The organism is Alkalibacterium sp. m-11, assembly GCF_054658155.1.
This window is the reverse complement of sequence record NZ_BAAGIR010000323.1, coordinates 1-635: the sequence shown is the minus strand read 5'-3', so window position 1 is coordinate 635 and position 635 is coordinate 1. Positions and strand designations below refer to the sequence as shown.

Sequence of the window (635 nt, the reverse complement as noted above, 5' to 3'; positions counted from 1 at the left end):
GACTGGCAGTGCCAATAAGTAAGACCACTGTGTTTGAGACCGTATCTCGTTGAAAATTCAATAAAAGAAGCAGTTCTTCAAAGATGTCCATCGACAAAAATTGGGCTTCATCCAGGACAATGACTGGTGTGATACGCTGACTCTCTAATTGGCGAATGCGTTCCTGGATGTTGCGAAAATTGACGACCTTTTTGTGGCTCGGTTCCAGTCCCAGTTCAATGGCTAATTCCTGATAAAAATCACGACTGGATAACCGTGTCTCCTTGATTTCACAACAGGTATACAGATTCGTATTCAAGCCGTTAAGAAAGTGATGAACGATACGGCTTTTCCCTACGCCAGAGGCTCCTGTATAGAGACCGATACCCTTTTGAGAGACCACTTGGTCTAAACGGGCGTGCATCTCCAGGTAATCCGTACTTTTAAAGGTATAAGGGTGGTCTTTTGTGAACGGATTGGTGGTTAATCCGTAATAAGAAAAGGCTGACTGACTCATTTGATTCCTCCTTCTGTCATCCGATACTGCTTGCGCTTGATCTGGCTGTTGCTGATTTTATCGACCGGTTCAACCGGGTGAAGCTGATCTTTTTCATAGAGGTAAAAGCGGCTCAGATCTGCCGTGTATTTGAGGGTCA

At 44.7% G+C, this 635-nt stretch carries 1 protein-coding gene; it reads right to left on the bottom strand.

The annotated features are described in order from the left end of the window. Positions 1-496 (bottom strand): AAA family ATPase (locus ACYQ2O_RS12625; protein ID WP_459796755.1); only part of this gene is annotated, 496 nt, incomplete at its 3' end. Positions 497-635 lie beyond the last annotated feature (139 nt).